23 protein-coding genes are annotated in these 21,690 nt (G+C 52.1%); 9 read left to right on the forward strand and 14 right to left on the reverse strand.

The features are described from left to right. The first annotated feature begins 1 nt into the window (after position 1). The 3 genes from BS29_RS06380 to BS29_RS06390 are packed head-to-tail and all read left to right on the forward strand — an operon-like array spanning position 2 to position 2,232. Complete coding sequence (locus BS29_RS06380) at positions 2–406, forward strand: GFA family protein (protein ID WP_229956374.1); 405 nt, start codon at positions 2–4, stop codon at positions 404–406. 9 nt (positions 407–415) lie between these two features. After that, positions 416–1,327, forward strand: coding sequence for an alpha/beta hydrolase fold domain-containing protein (locus BS29_RS06385; protein WP_229956375.1), 912 nt, complete (start codon positions 416–418; stop codon positions 1,325–1,327). Continuing rightward, positions 1,327–2,232, forward strand: coding sequence for an alpha/beta hydrolase (locus BS29_RS06390; RefSeq protein ID WP_229956376.1), 906 nt, complete (start codon positions 1,327–1,329; stop codon positions 2,230–2,232). The genes BS29_RS06385 and BS29_RS06390 overlap by 1 nt, the downstream gene beginning before the upstream one ends. Here the strand turns inward: BS29_RS06390 and BS29_RS06395 are convergent. From BS29_RS06395 to BS29_RS06435, 9 genes are all read right to left on the reverse strand, one after another. Then, positions 2,229–3,005 (reverse strand): enoyl-CoA hydratase, encoded by a 777-nt coding sequence (locus tag BS29_RS06395; protein WP_229956377.1) that lies wholly within the window; start codon positions 3,003–3,005, stop codon positions 2,229–2,231. The genes BS29_RS06390 and BS29_RS06395 overlap by 4 nt on opposite strands. Further along, complete coding sequence (locus BS29_RS06400) at positions 3,005–3,829, reverse strand: SDR family NAD(P)-dependent oxidoreductase (protein ID WP_229956378.1); 825 nt, start codon at positions 3,827–3,829, stop codon at positions 3,005–3,007. The genes BS29_RS06395 and BS29_RS06400 overlap by 1 nt, the downstream gene beginning before the upstream one ends. A 12-nt stretch (positions 3,830–3,841) precedes the next feature. Beyond that, positions 3,842–4,237, reverse strand: a complete 396-nt coding sequence (locus BS29_RS06405; RefSeq protein ID WP_229956379.1) for a hypothetical protein — start codon at positions 4,235–4,237, stop codon at positions 3,842–3,844. Positions 4,238–4,248: 11 nt separating this feature from the next. Beyond that, complete coding sequence (locus tag BS29_RS06410) at positions 4,249–4,575, reverse strand: DUF3297 family protein (RefSeq protein WP_229956380.1); 327 nt, start codon at positions 4,573–4,575, stop codon at positions 4,249–4,251. 86 nt (positions 4,576–4,661) lie between these two features. Beyond that, positions 4,662–5,078 (reverse strand): DUF805 domain-containing protein, encoded by a 417-nt coding sequence (locus BS29_RS06415; protein WP_229956381.1) that lies wholly within the window; start codon positions 5,076–5,078, stop codon positions 4,662–4,664. A gap of 94 nt (positions 5,079–5,172) precedes the next feature. Further along, positions 5,173–5,550: a DUF805 domain-containing protein gene (locus BS29_RS06420; RefSeq protein ID WP_229956802.1), complete on the reverse strand. Its 378-nt coding sequence runs from the start codon at positions 5,548–5,550 to the stop codon at positions 5,173–5,175. Between the two features lie 46 nt (positions 5,551–5,596). Beyond that, positions 5,597–6,058, reverse strand: coding sequence for a DUF805 domain-containing protein (locus tag BS29_RS06425; protein ID WP_229956382.1), 462 nt, complete (start codon positions 6,056–6,058; stop codon positions 5,597–5,599). A gap of 261 nt (positions 6,059–6,319) precedes the next feature. Next, positions 6,320–7,321 carry a DUF4424 family protein gene (locus BS29_RS06430; protein ID WP_229956383.1) on the reverse strand — a complete coding sequence of 334 codons (1,002 nt, stop codon included), beginning with the start codon at positions 7,319–7,321 and terminating at the stop codon, positions 6,320–6,322. 19 nt (positions 7,322–7,340) lie between these two features. Further along, on the reverse strand, positions 7,341–8,327 hold the full coding sequence (locus BS29_RS06435) for an MBL fold metallo-hydrolase (protein WP_229956384.1): 987 nt from the start codon (positions 8,325–8,327) through the stop codon (positions 7,341–7,343). 167 nt (positions 8,328–8,494) lie between these two features. On the opposite strand from BS29_RS06435, the gene BS29_RS06440 reads away from it, so the two are divergent. Further along, complete coding sequence (locus BS29_RS06440; RefSeq protein ID WP_229956385.1) at positions 8,495–10,000, forward strand: PQQ-dependent sugar dehydrogenase; 1,506 nt, start codon at positions 8,495–8,497, stop codon at positions 9,998–10,000. A 20-nt stretch (positions 10,001–10,020) separates the two neighbouring features. Here BS29_RS06440 and typA read toward each other — a convergent pair whose 3' ends face one another. Further along, positions 10,021–11,838 (reverse strand): translational GTPase TypA, encoded by a 1,818-nt coding sequence (typA, locus tag BS29_RS06445; protein WP_229956386.1) that lies wholly within the window; start codon positions 11,836–11,838, stop codon positions 10,021–10,023. 205 nt (positions 11,839–12,043) lie between these two features. Between typA and BS29_RS06450 the strand changes: the two genes are divergently transcribed. After that, a complete protein-coding gene (locus tag BS29_RS06450; RefSeq protein ID WP_229956387.1) occupies positions 12,044–12,934 on the forward strand; it encodes a glycosyltransferase family 2 protein in 891 nt (296 codons plus the stop codon). A 65-nt stretch (positions 12,935–12,999) separates the two neighbouring features. Next, positions 13,000–13,959, forward strand: coding sequence for a bile acid:sodium symporter family protein (locus BS29_RS06455; RefSeq protein ID WP_229956388.1), 960 nt, complete (start codon positions 13,000–13,002; stop codon positions 13,957–13,959). Between the two features lie 9 nt (positions 13,960–13,968). Here the strand turns inward: BS29_RS06455 and BS29_RS06460 are convergent, their stop codons facing one another. Both BS29_RS06460 and BS29_RS06465 read right to left on the reverse strand, forming a co-directional pair. Beyond that, positions 13,969–16,476: an ABC transporter permease gene (locus BS29_RS06460; protein ID WP_229956389.1), complete on the reverse strand. Its 2,508-nt coding sequence runs from the start codon at positions 16,474–16,476 to the stop codon at positions 13,969–13,971. After that, complete coding sequence (locus BS29_RS06465; protein WP_229956390.1) at positions 16,473–17,213, reverse strand: ABC transporter ATP-binding protein; 741 nt, start codon at positions 17,211–17,213, stop codon at positions 16,473–16,475. Before BS29_RS06465 ends, BS29_RS06460 begins: the two co-directional genes overlap by 4 nt. A 130-nt stretch (positions 17,214–17,343) precedes the next feature. Between BS29_RS06465 and BS29_RS06470 the strand changes: the two genes are divergently transcribed. The 3 genes from BS29_RS06470 (at position 17,344) to BS29_RS06480 (ending at position 20,030) form a co-directional block, all read left to right on the forward strand. Then, complete coding sequence (locus BS29_RS06470; RefSeq protein ID WP_326838499.1) at positions 17,344–17,937, forward strand: arylesterase; 594 nt, start codon at positions 17,344–17,346, stop codon at positions 17,935–17,937. 168 nt (positions 17,938–18,105) lie between these two features. Continuing rightward, positions 18,106–19,311: a toxic anion resistance protein gene (locus tag BS29_RS06475; protein ID WP_229956392.1), complete on the forward strand. Its 1,206-nt coding sequence runs from the start codon at positions 18,106–18,108 to the stop codon at positions 19,309–19,311. 5 nt (positions 19,312–19,316) lie between these two features. Further along, the gene (locus BS29_RS06480) at positions 19,317–20,030 is read left to right on the forward strand and encodes a hypothetical protein (protein WP_229956393.1); all 714 of its coding nucleotides are present in this window, start codon (positions 19,317–19,319) and stop codon (positions 20,028–20,030) included. A gap of 31 nt (positions 20,031–20,061) precedes the next feature. Here BS29_RS06480 and BS29_RS06485 read toward each other — a convergent pair whose 3' ends face one another. Together BS29_RS06485 and BS29_RS06490 are read right to left on the reverse strand one after the other, a co-directional pair. Beyond that, positions 20,062–20,397: a PilZ domain-containing protein gene (locus BS29_RS06485; protein ID WP_229956394.1), complete on the reverse strand. Its 336-nt coding sequence runs from the start codon at positions 20,395–20,397 to the stop codon at positions 20,062–20,064. A 142-nt stretch (positions 20,398–20,539) separates the two neighbouring features. Continuing rightward, a complete protein-coding gene (locus BS29_RS06490) occupies positions 20,540–21,628 on the reverse strand; it encodes a TIGR03032 family protein (RefSeq protein WP_229956803.1) in 1,089 nt (362 codons plus the stop codon). Positions 21,629–21,690 lie beyond the last annotated feature (62 nt).

The following is a 21,690-nucleotide window of genomic DNA, read 5'->3' on the forward strand; positions in this document are numbered from 1 at the left end:
AATGATAATGACGGGACAATGCCTGTGTGGGGCGGTGAGCTATAGCGTTAGCGGGGAACCGCAAATGTCCGGTGTCTGTCATTGCAAGAACTGCCAACGTCAGTCGGGCAGTGCTTATTCTGTTCTATTCGCCATCGCCAATGATCAGTTGAACATCGAAGGCGATTTGACGACTTATGAAGATAGCAGCGAGACCGGCAACATTGTCGAGCGGCATTTTTGTGGGAAATGTGGTTCACCGCTGCTTTCCACGCTGCCGACACAGCCGGGTGTGACTTTCGTGAAAGCCGGTACATTGGATGATACCAGCCACCTGAACCCACAGGTACATTTCTGGACCAAAAGCGCTCAGGATTGGGTCATGATCGATCCCAATGTCCCGCAAATGGAAGGCAATCCGGGGTAGAGTCGCGCCATGACCAGTATAAGAGCCCGGCTGCTTGCCAAAGCCCTTCCACTTACCGGTTTAAAAGCGCTTTTCTCAGACGAGGCGAAACTCAGAGCGAGCATAACCAAAGCCCGTGCCAAAAAGGTTGCTGCACCCGGTAAGGCATTGCATCGCAAATTTGTGGTGACGGAAACCGCGAGAGACGGGCATCCGATATTCACATTGTCGCCGAAATCCGGCAGCAACCGGCGGATTTTATATATACATGGCGGGGCCTATGTTCTGGATATGCAGCCAGGATATTGGACATTGTTGGGAGAAATGGTGCATCGTACGGACGCCGCTGTGGTTGCGCCCTGCTATCCGTTGACGCCCGAACATGATTGGCAGCAAAGCTATGATTGGATGATGCCGGTCTATGATGCGCTGGTCGATGAAGTGGGCGCAGACAATATCATTATCATGGGGGATAGTGCGGGGGCCGGTTTCACACTCGGGCTTACACAATTACTGCGCGATCAAAGAAAACCCCTGCCAAACAAGATCGTCCTGCTGTCACCATGGCTAGATGTAACCATGACCGATCCTATGCAGCCCGCTCTTGCACAGAAAGATCGCATATTGGGCATTGATGGTCTGCGCGCTGCCGGTGAATGGTGGGCGGGAGCCAATGGTTCTGTTGAAACTTCGCCCGTTAGTCCCTTGCACGGCAACCTGGAGAATCTTCCTCCGACGGCCGTATTTACCGGAACATTTGACCTGCTTTGGCCCGATGCGAGAAAGATGAAAGAAAAGGCGGAGGAAGCCGGGATTTACCTGGATTATTTCGAATTTCCGGCCATGCAGCATGTTTGGATGCTATTCCCCATTCCGGAAGGTAAGAAAGCCCGCCAACAGATCGCAGCTTTCATCAATGCTGACCTTGGGGCTAGAGCCTAGTGATTAGCAAACGCGCGCGCTTCATCAACTTCATTCTGCGTCTGCTGAAGGTTCAGCAACGTTTGGCAGACTATGACACCGGCATGAAGTTTCTGGCACGGGACCGGAAACACGGCCCGGCCCGCCCGGGACGATGGTTTAGAAAGCATAGTCGGGTTAGCGAGTATAGTATTGATAAGCATAAGGTTTACGAGATCGAACCAAAGGAAGGGTCAGGTAAAAACCATATCTTCTACCTGCACGGCGGAGCTTATGCCTTCAATATTGTGTTCGTCCATTGGGCTATGATCAAGAAGCTGATCAAGGCGACCGGGGCAAGCGCTACCGTTCCGCTCTATCCGCTCGCACCGGAGCATGACTGGTCGCAAAGCTACCCTGTTGTGATGCAGGCTTATGAGCGCGCGGTTGCCAAATATGGCGCCGAAAATATCACCATAATGGGCGACAGCGCGGGCGGGGGATATAGTCTCGGCCTGACGCAAATGCTGCGCGATCAGGGCAAGCCGATGCCGGGCAATGTCATCCTGCTGTCGCCCTGGCTTGATGCCACAGTCTGTGATCCGATGCAGCCGGAGCTGGAAAAGCATGATGTGTTGCTCTCCATCCAGGGCGCGCGGACGGCGGGTCAGTTTTGGGCAGGTGAGGGCAAGGATGCTGCCGTTTTTCCTGTCAGCCCGCTATTTGCAGACATTGACAACTTGCCACCCGTCGCCATTTTTGCCGGCAGCCATGACTTGCTCTATGCCGATGCTCTGCGGTTGAAGGAAAAGGCCGACGCGCAGAGCCTGTCCCTGACATTTCACATCGGAGAACAGATGCAACATGTCTGGATGCTACAACCCATCAGGGAAGCCAAGCTGGCCCAAGCGCAAATTTTGGCATTTATCCAAGGCGAGCAGGCCTAGCCCTTCAAAGCACGCCCACGCTCCATAACCGCAAGCCGTCGCTCTTCGACTTCTTCGGCACTGACGTCGCCATTATAAGCGTCTGTCACCTGCTTTTCCAAAGCCATCGCGTCTTTGAAATTGCGGTCATAGCCGTCGAATATGAGCTTTTTATAAGTCTTGAGAAAATCCGGGTCGATGGTTGCCATATCAGCCGCCAGTGCCCGTGCAGCAGGCATGAGTTCATCCGGTACATGGACGTGATTGATCAGGCCCCAGCGACAAGCCGTCTCGGCATCCAGAAACTGTCCCGTGAAGCTCAATTCACAGGCACGGGACAGACCGACAAACCGAGACAGCTTCTGCGACAGGCCCCATCCGGGAATGATCCCAACCCGCGCATGGGTGTCGGCAAAACGGGCGTTGGTTGATCCGATCCGCACATCACAGGCCAGGGCCAGTTCAAATCCGCCGGTAATGGCGACGCCATTAATCGCACCAATGACCGGTATGTCGAGCTTTTCCAGCGCTCGGCAGGGGTTGCTGGCCGGTTTCTGGTCGGTCGCAGCGCCAAGACCGGATGACCCCAGTTCCTTAAGATCAAGGCCTGCTGTAAACGCGCGTTCCCCGGCGCCAGTTACGATAACGGCGCGGATATTGCTGTCCGCTGCAACATCTTCGCACGCGTCAAAAAACTCGCCGCGCAGGGCATCCGACAAGGCATTCATAGCTTCCGGGCGGTTGAGCGTGATGGTCGCTATGCCGTCTTTCTTGTCGAGCAGGACCAGGGCCATTAATCATCGTCTCCGGCTTCATATTTCTCGGCAATTTGAGCGCCTAACCCGGCGGTCATTTCAAACAGCTTTTCCGGATCGCTTTGTCGCAGCTGCGCCAGCATCAATTCCGGTCCTTCGGCAATGATCAGCTCCGGCACCTTATTCGCAACGGCTTCGAGTATTTGCCGTGCGCATTCGGCGGGTTCCATGCCATTGTCGATTACGGCGTCTGATTTATCTCGCTTGGAACCATCTTTGGTAAGCGCATTGCGCGACACATTGGTCCGGATGGAACCGGGCAATATGTTGGTGACGTGGATATTGTGGCGCTTTTCGGTCTCGGCGCGCAGCGCATCCATATAACCGATCAGGCCATGCTTGGCAGCGCAATAAGCGGTGCGCAGCGGCACGCCTATCCGTCCGGCGACGGAACTGATCCCGACAACATGACCGCCACCTGCGTTGATCATATGGGGAAGCAGCAACTGGGTTAGCCATATCGGTGCGAGCAGATCCACATTCACAATCTGATGATGAACATTGGGATCGGTATCAAGCGCCAGGCTGCGCTGGCTGATACCGGCATTGTTGATCAGTATATCAACGCGGCCCTTCCACTGCTGCGCTTCCGCGACCTTGGTCGGCAGCACGTCATAGTCGGTGGTCTCAAATGGCAACAGAAATGTATCTGTTTCTATTCCTGCGGCAACGGCTTCCAAAGCCTCAACCCGGCGGCCAGACAGGATGATATGCGCACCCTGCGCCGCAAAAGCCTTGGCCAAGGCTTCGCCAATTCCAGACGAGGCACCTGTGATCCAGACAATCCGATCGGCAAAGTCCATCGCGTTACTCCTCTATTTTTGCGCCTGTTCGGACGCTTTCGTTTTCCGCCATCCGATATAGCAGAGCACCAACATGACGATATTACCTAAAGCGTCAATCAACCCCATTTTCGTGAACACGGGATCATGGAAGGTGAAATAATAGTTGAACCCAAAAAAGGGCAATAAGGCAATGCCGTAGACCAGAAATGTCGTGGCGGTGAAGCGCGCAAAAGCGGCGAACAATCCGGCCAGCAAAGCCTGCGCGCCAAAACAGGCCATCATGAATGGCAATATGCGCCCGCCACTGCGATATTCAGGCAGAAAGACGGTTTCAATAACATGTTGTGGAAAGAATAAGGCCCATCCGCCCAAAATGAAAAATACCAGCGCGATAAAATATTGGACGCGCCGGGGTGTCATTTGCAACAGGATCGCTTCTAAGCGTCTTTCTTGATCTTGGGTGCGGCGTCGCCCAGATCTTCAAACCAGGCTTCAACCTCTCCATTCAGTTTGATGAGCAAGGGATTGCCTTTGCGGTCAACGGTCTTGCCGGCCTGAACTTTGACCCAGCCTTCCGAAACGCAATATTCCTCAATATTGCTCTTGCGCTCCCCGCGGAAATTGATGCCAATGCCGCGGGTCAGAATATCCCCGCCATAGAATTTGCTCCGAGGATTAATCGCAAGGCGGTCTGGCGGTGTGTCCGTTCCCGCTTCATTGCCTGCAGTCGCTTCTTTCTCTGGCTGTTCAGGGGTATCGGTCATCGTAATTCAATCTCCAATAGAGGGTTGCGGCGCTTTGCCACAACCCCATCGAAAATCAAGGCCTAGCGATCACCCTGATATTTGATTTAGTTGAAAACATCTCCAACATTATCGCTCATTTTCGGATCGTCACCATAGCTGTTTTTGCCCTTGGTTCCATCAAGGCACATGAAAACAAACACAATTAGTCCACCAAGATAAGGTATGAAATTCAGCAGGACGAACCAGCCCGATTTGTCCTGATCATGGAAACGGCGAACCTGTACGGCGATCGATGGAATGATGATTGCCAGGAAATAAAGCCCGAACAGTCCGAACATCAAGCTGCCGCCCAAGGACATTGCACCCGAAGCTTCGGGCGTAAACGCTCCTAACAAACCGCCGATTATTGATATGCCGATAATCACCAGCACCTGGAAAAGTGCGAACATCCAATATTCTTTGCGCCGTGAGCGCCCGCTAAAGTCCGCATAGCGTTTTAGCGGCATCAACATCCATTCCATTGTTTTTTCCCTCTTTTTATCTGCCTAACGAGCTTAAGCTGTCCTGATCGAAAATCAAGTCATCGGCGGGAAACATGCAGGCCAATTGCCTTTATCAGCTGAAAATATCGCTAATATCCTGCCCCATCTTAGGGCTTGGCCCATATGCATTGTTGCCGCTGTCGCTGTCCGTAACGAAAAATATCAACAGCACTATCCAGCCGATGATGATTGCGAATATTAAAAGCATCCACCAGCCGGAACGTCCTGTATCGTGAAGTCTGCGCACACCCACCGCAAGACTGGGTATCAATAAGGCTAGGCTGACTATCGCATTGACAGGGCCGTTATTCTCTAATGGGAAACCCAGCAAAAGCGTGTCAATCGAAGATGCAATGATCCCCAGAATGAAAGAGAAAAGAAAGAACATCCAATATTCTTTGCGTCGTGACCGCCCGCTAAATTCGGCATAGCGTTTGAGCGGAAGTAGCATCCATTCCAAATCAGATTTCCTTTCATTTCCCTTTCAGCACCAGTCTTTAGTCAAATACCTCATGGGCATTTTCGTCTTTTTTTGGATCCTCGCCAAAACGGTTTTTGCCTTTGGTGCCTTCCAAACAATAGAACACGATCAAGACCAGAAAGCCAATATAATTGATGACTGGAATGATGCCCAACAAGACCCACCAACCGCTCCGTTCTGTATCGTGCAGGCGCCTGACTTGTACGGCCAACACAGGAATAAAGGTGGCCAGCGCGTAAATAGTAAAAAGGCCCACAAATAGGCCCAGGCCGGATGGCAGACCATCAGACGGATCAAACGTGCCCGAAGCATCAAGATAGTCAGCAGGGTCAAGCGAGAAATTGCCGAAAATTATCGCGAACATTGTGATCAAGGTGATCGCAATGACCTGAAAAAGGAAGAACATCCAATATTCCTTGCGCCGCGATCGTCCGCCAAAATCCGCATAGCGTTTTAACGGTAAAAACATCCATTTCATTTCATATTCCTATTCACATAGTCAAGTAATGAACCCGCGCTGGCTATGCTGAAAAGAAAATGGCTATTCAACTTTTAAAGTTGCACAATAATGACCTATTATATTCACACTACCATGCATCATTATACGGCTTATACACAGAATCGCTTAAAAGTTTTTCTCGATCTGAAATCTGAAGATAGGCTTATAGGTCGCTGTTTTCGTGCATTTTAATCATCGCGAAGATATAAGGGAATTTATATGCTGTAGGAAAGCGGAAAATCAGTGATATTCAAACCAATCAACAAATAATAATTTGAGATCCTGTTTCGGTTCGAAATTTCTTTTGACCACTTCATATTGTATTGGTGATATTTTTCTCACATCGTCCATGCAGAAACTGATCAGATCGGATGGTGATGGTTTTTCAACAACCAGCCGGAACTTCTTTATGGGACCCTGCCAATTGGCGCCTGGTAACAAGCGATAGTCCAGAAATAGCTCAACATATTGCTCACGCTTTTCTTCAAATCGAGAGTAATAGGTCTCATCAAAACTGGCGATGAAATTGTCGTCGATACAATAGTTTTTTTGAAACCACTTGAATCCATAGTCGGATGTTTCGCCGCGCACGTTAGCACTCATATTGCCGCCATTGGTACCGCCGGTTATGGGCCGGTAGCTATGCTCTACCTTTATTGTTTGATTGGCAGGAAAGGTCTGTTCGCGGGTTATATGCGTAGAGACTTGCCAATCGATGTAGTGATCCATTCCGCGAGCGGATCGTTTGATCAGACCCTCGGTCAGATATTTGTCCAGCTCCGCTTTCGGGAGTTGCTCCAATTTCCTCTGAAAGTCATGATCTAGCCAATATTGCGTGGGCCAGCCTAGTTGTTTGACCCGTTGCGTTATGTCCTTACCATCAGCAGTAATGATATCCCGATATTCGAGCGTTACAGCCTTGCCGTTAACTTTTGTTTGAAAGTCGATTGCTTTCCAATCTGGAAATTTTTGATCACCAAAGTGAGCACCAATTTCATGAGGCAATGCAGGAAGCGGAAATGAAACCAGCGTTGTAATATCTCTGTCGGTCGTGTTGGTGAATTCATATTTTACAATCACGCGTTTCAATGACAAAAACAACTCTTCGCTGTCCATCGAAATTGCATCATTTTGTTTGAGTTCCAACCCGCCCAAGCGCACAGCGGCGGCGCTGTCATTGGCTCTGGCTGGCGCAGCAATTGCTAAAAGAAACAAGGCAGATAGAACGGCCGAGAGCTTCATTATACATCGCTTTCTTCTACTATAGGGGATGGCAGGATAAATCATCGGCCATCAAAATGGGACCGCTAAAATTTTCGGCAATGGCTGCATTGACATCATTTTGAACTTTGACGGCACGTTGCATATGATGCGTAAGCAATAATGTCTGTGCATCCAATGCAGCGGCTGTCGCACCCAGGGATTGCGGGTCGCGGTGCAATCCACGAGGTTGGCCGTCCGCCATGGTGATCGCATTGTGCATGATCAGCAGGTCTGGTTTGGTGTTGGACAGCGTTTCGACAAAATCCTCGCTTAGAAAGCTTTGATCACCCGAAAAGATCAGCGTTTTATCTTTCGCACGAATGACATAAGCAAGGGCTGGGACGTCCAGATGATGGACAGCGATGGCATCGACTGTCAGATCATCCTGATCCAGTATGGATTGCAGGCCCGTTTTCTTGGCGTCGATATTTTGAACCGAGAGTCGGGGCAGGGCGGTATCTTCGCTCAGATAGGGATGGAGATAACGAAGCGCGCCGTCATCCTTGCCGATCAAGGCATCCAGATAGGCGGTCGTCGAAGGAAATTGTGCGCTACCAGACGGACCGGCTATGGTGAGGGCTTCCGTCCGTGCCGCAAAAGCGCCGTTGTTCAGCAAGGCTGGGAGACCGCTGACATGATCGCCATGCAAATGAGTCAGCAGGATGGCATCATGGTCGTTGAAATCGACCCCTGCTTCACCATAGCGGACAAAAGCTCCACCACCGGCATCGATTAGCAGCCGCGCTTTGCCGTCGATCCAAAGAACATTGCTGGCCCCCGCCCGATGATCGTCGGCAATCGGGCCGCCTGAGCCGAGGACTTGTAAGGCGATGGGATTGTCGCGGCAGGCCGTTGGGTCTTCGGACGGAGCCTCGCCCGTAGCCTGGCTGTTCGAGCAAGAGACCAACAGCAGAGAGGCGCTGATTATGGTCCCAAAAATTATGTGTGATTTTTCAAGCAAGGCCATGATCTGAACATGATCCATAGAACTATGCGATGCAAGCGGGTTGACGATATTGGTTTGGACGAGGCCCTGGTGGATTTTACTTGAAGAAATCGGCTGGGATGGCCGGATCTGTAAAGCCCATCTGTTTTGTTCGCTTCCAAGCGCCCTTATACCATTATCTCCCCGCAATTAAGGATCATTGATAGATGCGTCGATTTCTGTTCGTTGGTGCAGTTTTTGTATTGGCTGCCTGCGGTGGTGATGGCGATTCCTCACCACCGGTAGTGATGCCACCAGATGGAAATGCAGCGCCGCAGATAACATCAAGTGCGACTGCGGATGTCACGGAAAATGAGACTTCGGTTATCACAATTCAGGCCACCGATGCTGATGGTGACACATTGAGCTTTTCGATCTCCGGTCGTGATGCTGGTGCTTTTGATATTTCATCCGCCGGCATTCTGACATTCCGTGCTGCTCCAGATTTTGAGTTGCCCATTGATGATGATCAGGACAATATCTACCGGCTAACCGCCCGTGTGAGTGACGGAAAAGCAAGCGATACGCAGGATCTTAGGATTACGGTGGAGAATGATCGAGAGGGCATCCGCGTTCGGCGTCTTGCCACTGGTCTGTCGGATATAACCGCTATTGAGGCGATCCCTGGACAAAATAGGCTTTTTATCACCGAGCGGGCAGGGCGGATACATCTGCTTGATCTGGCCACGGGCAACCGCACGTTGGACCGGACATTGAATAATGTCAGTACATTGGGTGACGGCGGCTTGCTGGGATTGGCGGTTGAACCTGAATTTGCGCAGTCCAATATCTATTGGGCTTTTGTTGCGGCGACAAGAAGCCGGCCACTCGGTGTTCGTGGTGATATCACTATCCGCCGCATCCCGCGAACCGCACCAGAAGGGCTTTTGGGTACCGGCACGCGCCTTACCATCATACACCGATCACCGATAAACAGTAGCTATGGCGGTTGGATTGATTTTGACTCAAACGGTCTGCTCTATATCGGTGTTGGGGATGCCGGTCGGTTCGATGAAGCACAGGATCCCAACACCCAGGTGGGCAAGATTTTGCGCCTACGCCGCAATCCGGATCCTTTTGCCGGTGCGGCGCCATCTTACTTTCTGGTCCCTCCAGGCAACCCGTTTCGCAACGGTGGCGGTAATCCGTTTGTCTTTGCACTGGGCATGCGAAATCCTTCCAATGCGACTTTCTACAATCAGGGCCTGCTTTTCGGTGACAATGGTGCCAACACATTTGAAGAAGTCAATTTTCTTCCGCTTGACGGCGGCGGCACCAATTTCGGGTGGCCGTTTTTTGAAGGTACGAGGCCGTTTCAGGGTCAACCGACCGGGCGTGTGACGGCACCAATAACCGAATATCGGAAAGGTGACGGCGATCGCGAAGGGCGATCGGTCACCAACGGATATGTCTATCAAGGTCCTGTGACTGGCCTTGAGGGAAAATATGTTTTCGCTGACAGAGAAAGCGGGAATGTCTGGGCGATTGAGGCTGCCGATCTCGACCTAACGGGCGGAAACCCGGTTGCATCAAGGCAATATCAGCTGTTGAATGCTGATTTTGAGCCTGATTTGGGCACCATTGATGGGATCGTCACCTTTGGTATCGACAATCAGAATAATCTCTATTTCGCTGATTCAGACGGCGAGATATTCGTCGTCGAACCAGCGTGATAGAAATGTGATAGCGGGCGTCAGGCCGCCTCGGCGCGGCGAGCGGCCTTCTTGCGATCATTGGGATCGAGATAGCGCTTGCGCAACCTAATATTCTGAGGCGTTACTTCGACCAATTCGTCATTGTCGATATAGGCAATGGCCTGTTCCAAAGTCATGATCTTTGGCGGGGTGAGCCGAACAGCATCATCTTTACCGGTGGACCGGAAGTTGGTCAGCTGCTTTGACTTCATCGGATTAACATCAAGATCGCCTGGCTTCGCATTTTCGCCGATAACCATGCCTTCATACACAGGCGTTTGGCCGCCAATGAACAAGATACCGCGCTCTTCCAGAGCGTTAAGCGCATAAGGCATGGCGGTGCCGGTGCCATTGGAAACCAGCACGCCGACAGGGCGACCTTCGATAACGCCTTTATAGGGGCCATATTTCTCAAACAGCCGGTTCATCAGACCGGTACCACGTGTATCAGACAGGAATTCCCCATGATAACCGATCAGCCCGCGGGATGGTGCACTAAACGTCAGACGCGTTTTGCCGCCACCGGATGGCCGCTGTTCGGTCAGCTCTGCCTTGCGGCGTTGCATCTTGGAAACCACCGTGCTGGCATGCTCGTCATCCACATCAATAACGACAGTTTCATAGGGTTCCTGACGTTCGCCGTTTTCCTCACGATAGAGAACGCGGGGACGGGAGATGGATAGTTCAAAACCCTCCCGGCGCATGGTTTCGATAAGAACACCGAGCTGCAATTCGCCGCGTCCGGCAACTTCAAAGCTGTCTTTGTCATCACTTTCGGTGATCTTGATCGCCACATTGGATTCTGCTTCACGCAACAGACGATCGCGGATCACGCGGCTGGTGACCTTATCGCCTTCACGGCCTGCCATCGGGCTGTCATTAACGGCAAAATTCATCGACAGGGTCGGTGGATCAATCGGCTGAGCTGCAATAGGTTCGGTGACTGATGGATCACAAATGGTGTTGGCCACGGTAGCGTCGGTCAAACCTGCCAGCGAGATAATGTCTCCCGCCTTGGCGCTGTCCACAGGAACGCGCTCCAGTCCGCGAAAGGCCATGATCTTGGTCGCGCGGCCAGTTTCTACAACATTGCCGTCCATATCAAGCGCATGGATCGGCGCGTTCAGATCAATCTTGCCGCTTTCGACCTTACCGGTCAGGATACGCCCAACAAAATTGTCGCGATCGAGCAGAGTGACCAGGAATTTGAAATCTGCATCCGGGTCAACATCAGGCTCCGGCACATGTTCGACAATCTTGTCGAACAATGGCGAAAGGTCGCCATCACGGACTTCCGGCGTGTCGCCAGCATAACCATTGCGGCCACTGGCGAACAAAGATGGGAAGTCCAGTTGCTCGTCATTGGCGTCGAGATTGACAAACAAGTCAAACACTTCGTCAAGTACTTCTTCGGCACGGCCATCGGGACGATCAATCTTGTTGACGACGACAATGGGCTTCAAACCAAGGGCCAGTGCTTTTCCGGTCACAAATTTTGTCTGAGGCATCGCGCCTTCAGCACTGTCAACGAGCAGGATAACGCCATCTACCATAGACAGAATACGCTCCACCTCGCCGCCAAAATCGGCGTGGCCCGGTGTGTCGACAATGTTAATCCGTGTGCCTTTCCATTCAACGCTGGTGCATTTGGCAAGAATCGTGATGCCGCGTTCTTTTTCCAGATCATTGCTGTCCATGGCGCGTTCTTCGACACGCTCATTGTCGCGGAAGGTGCCAGACTGGCGGAAAAGCTGGTCTACAAGAGTGGTTTTACCGTGATCAACGTGCGCGATAATGGCTATATTGCGAAGAGACATATCAAATTCTGCCGTAAGAGAGGAAAGGGGGCTTTACCGCCGCGCCTTATATTGCGTGCGCCCTTAACCTGTTTCGTGCTGCGCCGCAACATCAGAAACCGGCTTTGATATTCTCTATTGCTGCGCCCCCAAAATACAATATGCGTTTTTCGAATAGTTAACTTAAGTCAGAATATCCGCTATCTTGTCCGCAATATAGATAGGTATGACGATCCGAACCATGCCATCAAATAGTTCTCGCGATCCATTGGTTACTATCGTGATGCCAGTATATAATGGCGCTCGTTACCTTGATGGTGCCATCCGGTCGGTTTTGCAGCAGGAATATTGTGAGTGGGAACTGATTTGCGTGGACGATGGGTCCACGGATGGCTCGGACGCGATTATTGTGGGCCATGCTGTTGCAGACTCTCGTATCCGACATTTGAGCAACGGCCGGAATTTGGGATTGCCAGCATCGCTCAATCGCGGGTTTGCCGAAGCCCGGGGCAAATTACACAGCTGGACCAGCGACGATAATATTTTGCGGCCCAACATGCTGGCAGAGTTGGTCGAGAGGTTGGAACGTGACCCCGATATCGGCGTCGTTTATGCTGGTTATAGTGTGATCGATGATGCCGAGAATATATTACGTTATATTCCGCCGCGTCCGATGGAGGATCGCTGGTATGGCAATCCCGTGGGAGCAGCGTTTCTCTATCGCCAAGATGTTACGGAAAAATTAGGAGGTTATGACGAAACGCTATTTGGCGCGGAAGACTATGATTATTGGATGCGGGCGGCTCATCATTTTCAGATGAAACCGGTGGATACAGATCTATATCTCTATCGCCGTCATGAGCGCAGCCTGACGGACCAGCGAAGCGAGGAAATCCGGAAATTGGTATCGAGCGTATTGGTTCGGGAACTGGAGCATGTAGATGACAAGGCTTTGCGCGCGAAGGCTTTGGTCCAGCGCATATTGTCAAACTGGTATCATTTTGATGTGAATCTCCTTGGCAAAGCCTTTGCTTACCACCCGGCAACGGTGCTCAAAGCCTCGCCGCAGCTAACGGTCGATTTAGCCAGAGCGATCTGGCACCGGATTGGCCGATAGTTTTCCGACATTGCTTTCTGTTTCCCTTGCGTCAGACACCGCACTAGCGCATGGGCAAAGGCGTAATGCAGACTATACGGCTGATTTTAACGGATAAGTTTATCTGGTTGCTAGGGGGTTCCGTCCTGTTAGCTACCTTGTTCCCGGTTAGCGGGTCGGCCGAACCGATTGCATCATTCGCGGTTTCGGCAGGGATTTTCTGGATATTTTTGCTTCACGGAATTCGTTTGGATCGGCAAGAGGTGGTGGCCGGTTTTCGCAACTGGCGATTGCAGTCAGCCGTTTTTGGATTTGTCTTTGGTGCGATGGTTGTGGCCGGGCTTGTGCTGTCGCGCTTATTGGACGGCCATATCGCACCAATGATTGCCGCAGGCTTCCTGTATCTCGGCTGCCTACCATCCACTATCCAATCGGCGGCAAGCTATACGGCAATCGCCAAAGGGAATGTGGGTGCATCGGTGGTTGCCGCGGCGACCGTGAACTTATCCTCTATAATCATCACACCGGTGTTCTTCGCCTTGTTGGCTAGTTCGGTCGGTATTGTGATCACGGGGGCGTCTTTCATCAAGATCATGACCATGCTGCTTTTGCCTTTCGCAATTGGTCAACTCATTCAGCATTGGGCGCGTTCCTGGGCCGCGCAATATAAGGGCATTGTCGGATGGTCCGACAAGATTGCGATCAGCCTGGCCGTATATGTTGCCTTCTCCGGCGCAGTCGTGGCGGGTATTTGGCAGCAGGTGCCGGGTGATCAGTTCCTGATCGTCGCTTTGGCAATCGCAGTATTGCTGATATTCGCCTTTGGCGGAGCTTGGTTGTTGGGCAGCATTTCCGGCTTTGTAATCAATGATCGCAAGGCGCTGCTTTTTGGCGGGGCCCAAAAAAGTATAGCGGTTGGTGCACCGCTGGCTGCGATATTATTTCCACCGGAATCAGCCGGCCTATTGCTGATCCCGCTACTATTCTATCACCTCTCGAGCCTTATTCTATCGGCTCCGATGGCCGTAAAACTATCGAATATCTGACTTGGTGTTTTAAAGTTCGCGCAGTGCTCGTGCTGGTTTGGCGGACAGAACCGGTATCGATCCCAACAGGCCAATGCCTAACGTCATAATTGCACCAACCGCCAGAGTGACCATCACTATCATCCAGTCCGGCTGCCAGGTAAATTCGAATATCTGCGTGATAACGAACCATCCGGCAAGCAGACCAAGGCCGAGCGCTACCGCTGATAACAGCAATGCCAACACGGCATATTCAATTGCTTGCGCCGACAATATCTGTGAGCGGGTCGCCCCGAGCAGTTTCAGGATCACACTGTCATAAACCCGGGATTGACGGGAAGCCGCAATGGCACCGATCAAGACGGCAATGCCAGAGAATATCGCGATGGAGGCAGCAGAGGCAATAGCCGTCGCCATCTGGTCCAATATCGTGCCGATCTGCGATGCGATTTCCTTCACCTTCACCATGGAGATGGATGGAAATTCGCGCGGCAGTGATCCGAGCAGGCCGTCTTCCTTGCTCTCATCCAGCTGGATGGTGGCAGCGACATTATGCGGTGTGTTGGCCAATACGTTCGGCGGAAAAACTAGCACATAGTTAAACCCGAAATTTTGCCAGTTAATTCTGCGTAGCGACGCAATCGTGGATTTAATCTCCACGCCCAGCAAGCTGACGGTCAGGCTGTCACCGACCTTGAGTCCCAATGCGGTTGCCTGTTCCTCGTCAACCGACACCAGCGGGGGGCCATCATAATCGGCCGGCCACCATTCACCGGAGGCAATTTCACTGCCTTCGGGAAGCTCGCCGCTATAGGTCAGACCGCGATCCCCGCGCAGCACCCAGGCGCCTTCCGGCAATTCGTCCAGTTCCGCAACCACTTGTCCGCCATATTCGGTGATAATGCCGCGTAGCGTCGGGACGATGTTGATTTCGGCTTCGGGGGCGTTGGCAGTGACCTGGTTTTTAAAGTCGTCGGCGCGTTCCACCGGAATATCGAGAACAAAGAAATTGGGTGCCTGTTGCGGAACGCTAAATCGGATTTCGTTGGTCAAGCTGGTCTGGATCGCGGCAAGGGTCGCAAATAATGTGAGCCCTAATCCCAAGGCGACAACCAACTGACCAGTCTGTGCACCCGGTCTGTGAAGATTGGTCAACGCCAAACGGAGCAGGGGTTGTTTGGGGCGCGGGGCTTTGCTGGCCAGCCAGCGGATCAAGATGCCGAGCAGGCTGAGTAACAGCAATATTCCAAGCGCAGCGCCGATAAACGCCAGCGAGAAAATCGGTTCCCGTCCGGTTCCGACGGCCAGCGCCACAATCGCAGCGACAGCAATAGTAACGGCAATCCATGTCGGCTTGTCAATTTCCCGCCATGACCGGCTTTCACCACGAAACAGCCCGGCTGCTGGAATCAATTTGGCACGTGAGAGCGGCGGCAGCGCAAAGATAATGGCGATTAATATCCCATAAGCAGCGCTGACAATCAGCGGTAGCGGGTAGAGCGCAAATTCTGGCCTGATCGGTAAAACGTCGCCAGCGATCTGAATGATCGCAAGAGGGGCAATGGCTCCGACAAGCAAACCGGCGATTATCGCCACCAAGGCCACGGCCAATATTTGGAACATATAGATGCGGAAAACCATCGCGCTATCCGCGCCCAATATCTTGAGCGTTGCGATTGCACCTTGTTTTCCGCGCAAATAGGACGCGACACCATTGCCGACACCAATGCCAGCGATGACCAAAGATGCGAGACCGACGAGGGTCAGAAATTGCCCCATGCGTTCAATGAAGCGCCGCGTGCTGGGGGCGCCGTTATCGCGGGTTTTCACTTCCCAGGCAGCGTTTTTATATTGCTTTTCCAGCTCTTCACCCAGTTCGGCGGGATCGACTTCAGAAGGAAGCTTCAATCGATACTTGCTCTGAAAAAGGCTGCCAGGCTGGATCAGGTTGGTGGCACGCAACGCTTCCAGTGAAGTGATGGCAACCGGCCCGAGTGAGAGGCCTTCGCTTAACCGATCAGGTTCATCACCGATCACACCGCTCACTGTAAATGTCGCTTCGCCAAAGTCGATTTCATCGCCAATAGCGAGCGATAGTCGCTGGATCAGGGCAGGGGTGACATATATCTCTCTGGATCCAAGTGGCGGCGCATTTGTGCCATCTTCCAACGTAAAATCGCCATAAAGCGGATAGGGGGCATCGACGCCTTTCAACTCAACCAATTGTGTGTCACTGCCATCGGGCAGGCGCGCCATGGCCTGCATGCGCAACGTTTCGGACAGTTCGCCGGTCGCTTTCAGAGCTTCCAGTTCTGCTGGCGTCGCTTCGCGCTGGGCGACCGAAATTTCCAAATCACCACCCAGTATCGACTGGCCACGATTGGCGAGTTCATCGGTGATAGCGCTGGTCAGGCTGCCAATCGCCGCCAGCGTAGCTACGCCCAGAAACAAACAGACGATAAGCAGACGCAAGCCAACAAAGCGTCCGCGCAGGTCACGCCGAGCAATGGTCCATGCTTTGGAGAGGCTAGCGCTCATGATTTTGCAAGCTTTTGCGCGCTGTCTTTCTCGATCATACCATCACGCAATTCGACGATACGGTCGCAGCGTTTGGCCAGTTCGGGATCGTGCGTAATGATAAGCAATGTGGCCTGACTGGCTTTCTGACGTTCGAACAACAGTTCGATAATGATTTCCCCTGTTGCTCCGTCCAGATTGCCCGTGGGCTCGTCAGCGAAGATGATTGAAGGTCGCGATGCCATGGCCCGGGCAATGGCAACACGCTGTTGCTCGCCGCCGGACAATTGGGTGGGATAATGGCCAAGACGATCGCCGAGACCAACCGCGTCAAGTTCATTGGCTGCGATAGCAAAGGGATCTGCTTGGCCATCTAATTCCAGCGGGACTGCGACATTTTCCAGTGCACTCATGGTCGGCAGCAGGTGAAAGGCTTGCAGGACAATGCCAACCCGGCCTCTGCGCGCGATGGCAAGTTCGTCTTCGTTCATCGCACCAAAATCGGCACCAGCGATATTGACCGTCCCACCGGTTGCGCGCTCCAGCCCCGATAATATCGCCATCAGCGAGGATTTGCCGGAGCCCGATGGCCCCAGCAAGGCCACGGTCGTGCCGGACTCAATCGCCAGATCGATACCGCCCAAAATATCCACGCGCGCATCCCCTTCTCCTAAAGAGAGGGTGACATTTTGCGCATCAATGGCAATATGAGGCTTAGTATTAGCGGCGTCGCTGTCTGCGGCGGTTTTTTGTAACATGGTGGGAAGGTGTATCCGAATGTTGAACAGGTTTATGACATATGGGTTTTGCTTTGCAATTCTTCAACTTTTGATTGCCTGTAGTCCGGCCTTAGACGAAAATTCTATTGAGGTTGAAGAAAAGCAAGCGGTGAGTGAAAGCTCGGAACAGCCTGATGTCGAGGCAGAAACACTGATATTGGCATTTGGTGACAGCCTCTATGCGGGCTATGGATTGGCGCCCGACGAAGGATTTGCGCCAGAGCTGCAAAAAGCGCTCAATGAAGCGGGACAAGATGTAAAGGTTCATAATGCTGGTGTGTCAGGGGATACCACTGCAGCCGGCTTGCGGCGGATGGATTTCGTGCTCGATAGCCTGTCCCGAAAACCGGATTTGGTCCTGCTTGGCCTCGGCGGCAATGATCTATTACGTGGGCTGAAACCATCGGAGACACGTGCTAATATGGAAGCGATGGTGAAGAAGCTATCCGACCGTGACATTCCAGTGATGCTAACCGGCATGCTGGCCCCACCCAATCTCGGGAAAGAATTTAGTGATCAGTTCAATGTGATTTATCCAGCACTTGCGAAAAAATATGAAGCCAGCCTCTATCCCTTTTTCATGGACGGTGTGGTGGGGCGTACGGACCTGATCCTGCCTGACGGTATTCATCCAAATGCTGAGGGCATTGATATCATTGTTGAACGGATAACACCAAGCGTGGAATCGGCCCTGCAGGGATAACCATTTGCGGCTGAGCAAACCTTTGAAAAGAAGGGAAGGCTACCGAGTAATCTTGCATTAACTGTACTATTTTAGTAATACAGTCTGGAAACGCTTGAAAAGTGCTGCATTTGCATCCATTTATGATGGGAGCGCTGCGCTAGAGACAGCTATATGGAGATTGAGCCAATGGCCACTGAGACGATTACTGCGACCGAAGATTTGACCCTGACTCCCCCTGATCCGGTTGTTGCCGTTTCACCGACCAAGGCGGCTGGACTTGTTCCTGTTGGCGATGAGGTCAAATCGAAGTTGGAAGAGAAAGTCGATGGATTTATCGACGATCTTGTTGCGCAGGATGAAAATAGCCCGGAATTTGGCAAAAAAGTTGACCAAATCACTAATATGGGCCGCAAAGAAATTTCCGATGCCGCTGGGCAGTCCAACCGTTTTCTGGACCGTCCCATTCGCACGATGGATGATGAATCCGGTATCGGTGCAGATCTAACCGAGCTTCGCCGGACGGTAGAAGACCTGGATCCAGGTAAGCGCGGCAATCTGCTCGCGCCACGCAAATTATTTGGCATCATTCCTTTTGGTTCCAAGCTGCGCAATTATTTTGATGGGTATAAGAGTGCGCAGGGACATATTTCATCGATATTGACCCGATTGCAGGGCGGTAAAGATGAGCTGTTGATGGATAATGCGGCCATCGACGTGGAACGCAAAAATTTGTGGGCCGCCATGGGCCGATTGGAGCAGATGATCCACGTGTCCAAGGTCATGGACCAGCGTCTGGAAGATAAGGCAGCCGAACTGGATGCGACCGAACCGGCCAAAGCAAAAGCGCTCCGGGAAAGCGCGCTATTCTATGTCCGTCAGCGGACACAGGATTTGCTGACCCAAATGGCGGTTACTGTGCAGGGCTATCTGGCACTGGATCTCGTCAAGAAAAACAATGTCGAACTGGTTAAGGGCGTTGATCGCGCCAGTACAACCACCGTTAGCGCGCTGCGTACCGGTGTGACCGTGGCCCAGGCATTGACCAATCAGAAGCTGGTGCTGGATCAGGTAACGGCGCTAAACACCACGACGGCGGGTATTATCGACAGCACCGGTGACATGCTGAAAAACCAGACGGCAGAGATTCATGAGCAAGCCGCGTCAGCGACCATACCGCTGGAAACACTGCAACGCGCGTTCCAGAATGTTTACGACACGATGGACAATATCGACACGTTCAAGATCAAGGCGCTGGAAAATATGAAGACCACCGTCAACAGCTTGTCTGGCGAGATCGAGAAATCCAAAGGATATATAGCGCGGGCCGAAGGACAGGATAAGGCGGCTCTCGAAGCGCCATCCGAGAACCCGTTAAGCGCGCTTGAGGAATAAGACGCATGACCGAGAGCAATCAGCAGATTTATGACAATGCCGCGAACTATTATCGCAGCTATAAGTTTGCAGAATCCATCGGCGAGCGGTCCAAGGGCCTGAAACGCGGCTATTTCCGAAAGAAATTGGCCCGCGCCGCAGTGGTTACGGCTGGTGTGCTGGTTGGAGCGAGTATTGTTGGCGGCATATTGAATGGCATTGGTTTTTGGGGGGTGATGATCTCCGCCGGCTTGATCGCAGGCGGCATCTGGGCGGCAATGAAATACCCGAAGATGAAAATCCCGACACCATCTACTTTGGTGCAGTCCGACCTCAAAACGCTTGCTGGCAAGACAGAGATATGGCTTGAGGCACAGCGCCCGGCTTTGCCGCGACCAGCGGTGAAAATCATTGATGATATTGGCACTCAGCTCGATATGCTGTCACCGCAATTGCAAAAACTCGATGAAGCGGAACCGGCGGCTTATGAGGTGCGCAAGTTGATGGGGGAACATCTACCTGAACTCATCTCTGGCTATCGTGCTATTCCGGAGCCGATGCGTAAAAAAAGCAATGACAGCGGGAATTCTCCCGATGAACAGCTGATCAACGGTCTGTCTTTGATTGAGAAAGAAATTTCAGGTGTCACCCAACAAATCGCGAAAGGTGATATCGATAATCTGTCTATCCGTGGTCGTTATCTGGAAATGAAATATGACAAAACGGGCGAAGCAGAATAACAGCTCTTGTTGGGAACTGGATATCGTTCATTCACCCGAATTCACGCAATTTTTTGATAAGATGTTCGAGCACCGCGGGGTGTAGATCATTGGTGAAAGCACAGCCATAATCCTGATAATCCACCCATTTGATGGTCGCACTGAGCGTCTGGATCCCAGGTAGTCGGATATAGACCAATTTCTTTGGATCGAGATGGGTGTAGCTTGTCATTCTGAAACCAGACACTGACAAATCCGAAAGCGTAGCCCGGAAAAGTTGGGAATCCGACTGTCTGATGAAAATCTCGGCTTCCACAGCCTCGCGAACCGCATGTCTGCCGTCAGTTTGCGGAGTATGATATTCGTTTGCGCTGTGCGGTTGTTGCATTTTTCCGTCCAAATTTGTTGGTCCTGATAATGAGAACGGCAATTGGGCGGGGTTTTTAAGCTTGTAGGTAACTATTTATCACAGCAGCAACACATTGATCGGCTGATATCGAATAAGAAACAAGAACCGCTGAGAAGGAACCTTACCAATCGGGCTGTTCTACCGTAATAAAATCTCGGATTTCATCAGATTGAGGCCCCAAGGTAATTGGATTAATCACGCCAGGTAGGATGCAGATGTCGAACAGTTCCGTGATCGGACCATCGAAGCGCAGCCATTGCGCAACTTCTCCAGTAGCGAGTGATAATATCTGTATACCGCACCAGGCCATCGTTTCTGCCTGCGCAAGTTTTTGGTCCAGTGCCAGTCCCTCAAAATGCCCATGGCGCGGTTTCGATAGCGTTACGAAGGCGTGGTCATTATGGAATTCAAGACCCCGCAAAAAGCCCGGACAAAAGGCAACTGGGGTAAATGCATGGTCGGTGGGGTGTAACCAGCCCAATTCCCCGGTTCCTGAATTCAATAGCCATATGCGGCCAACATGAAAGCGCGGACTGTGCGGCATCGACAATCCGTCCGCCAATATGGCATTGTCCTCAACATCAATGATGACACCGCCATCATGCCGTTTATCACGCCAGCCATCTTTCACATTTGATTGCGACACCGCGCTCACATATTTTGGTTGCCCTTCGACCATGGCCAATCCGTTGAGGTGGCAGCGATCTTCGGTCGCAAGGTCCGTAACGAAATCAGGTTTCCAAATAGGCTTGAAGCTGTGCGTTATGCTGGGAACGCTCAAACAATTATGCAGCGTGTTAACGAATATGATCTGCCCGTCTTCTCGAATACCCAGTTCGTGAATATCTACATTGCCCGTTGTTTGCATGTTGCGCGGAACATAGACTTTGTCATGTACGTCATTAGCGAGGTGTCCCGCTGCCAGAACATTTTCCAACCGGACGATCTGCGTCAACGTGCCAAGATATATACGGCTTTGATTGGCGGTGACGCCCATTGCTTGTGGATATAGCGCCTCGTGAACCGCTAACTTGCCTTCCGGTCCGCGGCCAACCAAATAGAGTCGCCCGGTTTGGTAGGACGTGAAGCCAATTGAGATATTATTGGCGCCCAGGAAATCGGCCAGACCCAATGAAAAGCTGATGGTTGTTTCACCAGCATTGTCTGCTGCAGCACCGTCGGCTGCATTGTGATCCGCTGGCTCGTGCATCTGCGTCACGTGACCAGCACCAGTCTGTAATTCCCCACCTTGGCCCCCAAATTTTGGATCCC

Origin of the sequence: Parasphingorhabdus litoris DSM 22379 (genome assembly GCF_020906275.1) — a bacterium.
In the GTDB taxonomy this organism is placed as follows: Bacteria; Pseudomonadota; Alphaproteobacteria; order Sphingomonadales; family Sphingomonadaceae; genus Parasphingorhabdus; species Parasphingorhabdus litoris.